Source organism: Pleomorphomonas oryzae DSM 16300 (assembly GCF_000422965.1).
GTDB classification, from domain to species: domain Bacteria; phylum Pseudomonadota; class Alphaproteobacteria; order Rhizobiales; family Pleomorphomonadaceae; genus Pleomorphomonas; species Pleomorphomonas oryzae.
Genome location: NZ_AUHB01000030.1, coordinates 1 through 3,546 on the forward strand (window position 1 = coordinate 1; position 3,546 = coordinate 3,546).

6 protein-coding genes and 1 pseudogene are annotated in these 3,546 nt (G+C 57.5%); 4 read left to right on the forward strand and 3 right to left on the reverse strand.

All coding sequences use genetic code 11. The annotated features are described in order from the left end of the window. From G522_RS30385 to G522_RS0123995, 3 genes and pseudogenes are all read right to left on the reverse strand, one after another. Positions 1-201: pseudogene (locus G522_RS30385) on the reverse strand (hypothetical protein); the annotation flags it as partial. Next, positions 198-473 carry a hypothetical protein gene (locus tag G522_RS0123985; protein WP_026793191.1) on the reverse strand — a complete coding sequence of 92 codons (276 nt, stop codon included), beginning with the start codon at positions 471-473 and terminating at the stop codon, positions 198-200. The gene G522_RS0123985 and the pseudogene G522_RS30385, both read right to left, overlap by 4 nt. A gap of 79 nt (positions 474-552) precedes the next feature. Further along, positions 553-1,104 (reverse strand): terminase small subunit, encoded by a 552-nt coding sequence (locus G522_RS0123995; protein ID WP_026793192.1) that lies wholly within the window; start codon positions 1,102-1,104, stop codon positions 553-555. A 358-nt stretch (positions 1,105-1,462) separates the two neighbouring features. On the opposite strand from G522_RS0123995, the gene G522_RS0124000 reads away from it, so the two are divergent. The 4 genes from G522_RS0124000 to G522_RS29340 all read left to right on the forward strand — a co-directional run. Further along, on the forward strand, positions 1,463-2,332 hold the full coding sequence (locus tag G522_RS0124000; RefSeq protein WP_156887049.1) for a hypothetical protein: 870 nt from the start codon (positions 1,463-1,465) through the stop codon (positions 2,330-2,332). Further along, on the forward strand, positions 2,329-2,535 hold the full coding sequence (locus tag G522_RS0124005) for a hypothetical protein (protein WP_026793194.1): 207 nt from the start codon (positions 2,329-2,331) through the stop codon (positions 2,533-2,535). Before G522_RS0124000 ends, G522_RS0124005 begins: the two co-directional genes overlap by 4 nt. Then, the gene (locus G522_RS0124010; RefSeq protein WP_026793195.1) at positions 2,532-3,047 is read left to right on the forward strand and encodes a hypothetical protein; all 516 of its coding nucleotides are present in this window, start codon (positions 2,532-2,534) and stop codon (positions 3,045-3,047) included. The genes G522_RS0124005 and G522_RS0124010 overlap by 4 nt, the downstream gene beginning before the upstream one ends. After that, a partial coding sequence (locus G522_RS29340) for a winged helix-turn-helix domain-containing protein (RefSeq protein ID WP_051229203.1) occupies positions 3,044-3,546 on the forward strand: 503 nt, incomplete at its 3' end. The genes G522_RS0124010 and G522_RS29340, both read left to right, overlap by 4 nt.

A 3,546-nucleotide genomic window follows, 5' to 3' on the forward strand; every position in this document is an offset into this window, starting at 1 on the left:
CCAGCCGTTTTCCCCAAACCGCTTCCGATAGGCGCGCTGGATATTTCTGAGCGCGCGGCGGCTTTCGGCTGGGACCGTCTTCCAGTGCTCGCCGCATAGCCAGCGCTCGCCCTCGGCTATCGGCGGCTCCCCTTTCCGCTGCCCTCTGGTGTGTCGGCAGAACGGAACGGAGCATTGCAGCCGCAGCGGTTCGACGCTCATTCGGCCGGTTCGAAGTTGGCGTTGAAGTCGTGATCGTTGTAGACGACAAGCTCTCCGCTCGGCCGTTCAACGATCCAGTCTCCGCGATTGGCTCGCATCCACCCGATTGGCGTCGTGATGTTCGCCGACCACAGGCCACCGAATGCAGGTTCAAGCGTCATCCGGCCGTCCGAATAGTGCTTCGACACCCATTCAGGAGAAACCACGAGTGTGCCAGTCCAACAGAAAGCCCTGAAGGCGTAGCGCGTTCTCTCGACAAACATCTTTGTCATCAGTCCTTGTCCTTCGTCTCGCGTTCGAGCAGCCGCCCAAACAGAAACCCGGCGATCATCGCTAGGGAAAACGTGACGATCACTCCCCGCCCTCTTCCTCATCGACGCGCTTAAGCGCCCGAGATAGCCGATCGCCCAACCCCTCAAGGCCCTTCACGTTGACGGTGTCCTCGAATGCCTTCACGCCGATATGGCGGCCGATCAGCTCAAGCCGGCGGACGCGGTCTGATAGCTTGATCTTGCGAACCACGCCGATTTGCTCGCGATCCTTGCCGCGACCATCAAACAGCTCTTCAACGTCGATGCCTTGCACGAGGCCTTGACGCCAGATCATCGGCCATTCGCTGACCGGCCTAAGTTCTCCGCCGTCCGTGTAAAGGTCAGCTACATCGGCCATAGCCTCATCGGCAAGACGAGCGAGCAGCCAATCAGCGTTGATACCAGTTCTTTTCGAACGCTCAGCTTGTAAACGGGTGATTTCAGCAATGATTTCAGGTTTCTTCAATAGCTCGTGGCCGATCGAATAGGCCGTTTCCTTGCTGTACCCCGCTCTCTCAGCTGCCTTCGTCGCGTTCAAATCAATCAGATACTCTTCGCAGAAACGGCGCTGTTTTGCCGTCAACTCAGCCACTTTAAAGCCCTCCAATGCGATTTGCGCAACGGTATCGCATCCGGGGTTTTCAGGATCATGCTTCACCGCTTGAAACGGTTCATGTGTTGCGGTTGAAAAAATAAAATTTCCGAAACGACCATTTCACCACAACAACTCCAGAAAATAAAAATGTTTGGAAGTCTCCAGATCGGTTTTTAAAATATTTAATATACTGAAATTATTGGTATTTTATAAAATGATGGAGTGAGGATTGCTTACTCATGCCTCAGTTTCCGCGTCGTTTCCATCGATATCAGTAGGCAACAAGTACCGATTAAGGGATGTTTGAGCGGGTGATCGCCCACTTATATCTGTGACTAACGTTGGGTTTAACGCATTGCACACGCGGGCTGTTGCTGCTAATGTTGCGTTTATCGCATTACAAGGGAAAAAGGCGGAAATGGCAGAACTCGACGACTATTTCGTCAAGCCGGCTAGCTCGACGATTTACGATTTCACCAACGTCAGGCCGCGAACGTCCATGTGGTTCGAGACCAATGGACAGCGCGTCAACGCCACCAAGGCTTTCAAGCGCTGGAAGGACGAGACGGGGTCACCCATCACCGCGACCACGGCGAAGGTCGGCAATAAAGACCCGCGCGGAGAGGGGTTTCGCATGTTCTTCGACGTGGAGAACATCGTCCTGAAGCCCGCCATAGCGGAGGTCGTGTTCTTCTTCGACAAGCTCTCCGAATTCGAGCGCTTCGCCTACGAGTGGAACGGCATCTTTTCCAACGACGACATCCGCGAGGCGTTGCAGCTGGAAGGCATCAACCCGAGGACAATTGCCGAGGCGAAGGCGTTCCGCCGGTCTCTATGGCAGGGCACGGCCCGGTATTGTGCCGACTACTGCGCAGCCGAGGGTAAGGAGAATTACAAGACGTGGAAGGAGGGCGGCGAAGAAGCCCGCGCCGCCGCCATGCAGCCCGTCGAACACCACAAGGTAGAGAAGCCGGAGCCCCAGCGCGGCCGGCCGAATATCCCGTGGTCAAGCCTCACCGAGGACACGCAACACAAGCTGACGCGCCAGGGTATCGCCGACGAAGCCGCGTTCGTGGAGGCATTCATGGCCTGCCCTGCCGGCATGAGTGAGCAAGACGCGGTTTACGCCCTCGCCCATGGATACGCCCCGTATTGCCGCTGGCTCCAATACCTCAATGGCCGGACCGGAACCGAGTTCCTGAATGATGAGGGGGACGAGGAATGACTACAGCACCCACGACTGACGACAAGACCATGTTCGCCCTGAAGGCGGTGGCCGGCGTGCTGGAAGCTATCCGGCCCTACTGCCTCTTGGAGCTTTCCACCAAGTACAGCGTGTCACGCGACGGCGGCCGCATCGGCTCCTTCACGATAGACGAAGCGCTAGACCTCGCCGACGCGACGCTTGCGGAGGCAGGAAAGAAATGATCGGTCAAATCAAAGCATGCAGCACATGCCGTCATGACGGAGACATCAACGCCGGCTCGCACTGCGTACCGTGCAAGACAGAGGCAATGCGCTTCGGTGGCGCGAAATATATCGGATGGGACCCGGTAGAAGCATCAACCGAGATAGCCCCAGAGCCGCAGCCTATGAAGTCATGCAGCACGTGTGAGCACAACATGTTTGCGCCTGACGACCCGTGCAAGAGCTGCGTTCGCCTGTTCGGAAAATCCGAGAACTGGATACCGCGAAAGGGCATAGGGCTTGCCGATAGCGTGTCCACGTTCGCCACGTTGCCGCCGGTAGAAACGCCTCCGCCGACACCGTTCGCCGTGTCTGAAGAGCGGCGCGCCAGCATGGCTGCGGTGATCTTGGCCGGAATGTTCGGCCGCCATCTTGGCGAGCACATGCCGCCGCACCGACGCGCCGAATTCGTCGCCATGTCCATGCAGTGGGTCGATGAGATCGAAACCGCGGTTCGGGGGCACCGGTCATGAACCACCCCCTACGCGGAACTTTCGTCGGAAACTCCATCGTCCGCCTCGCTGATGAGGGCGTGCCGATCGGCGCTTTGAGCCGGACATTCAAAATCCCCTATGACAGCGCCCATGACATCGTTCGTCAGGCTATGGAAGCCGGAATGATCGCCGATATGCCTGCCGCTGATTGGCCGGCCGGCTCCCGCGTTCGGGCCCCGACAACGAGCCCGATCGAAATCCAAAACCATCCATCGTTCCTGACGGCCTGCAAAACCGAACTCGGATTAACGCTCGGTGAGGCGAAGATATTGCAATGCCTCATGCAGTCTACGGCCTGCACCAAGCCGCACCTTCATTCGGCCGTCTCACCGGATGCGGAGCCGAAGATCATCGACGTTTTCGTCTGCAAAATCCGAGCGAAGCTCAACAAATTTCAAATCCAGATCAAGACCATCTGGGGCATCGGCTACGCGATATCCGATGAGGACAAGCGGGCAATCGTGGCACGGATGGGAGG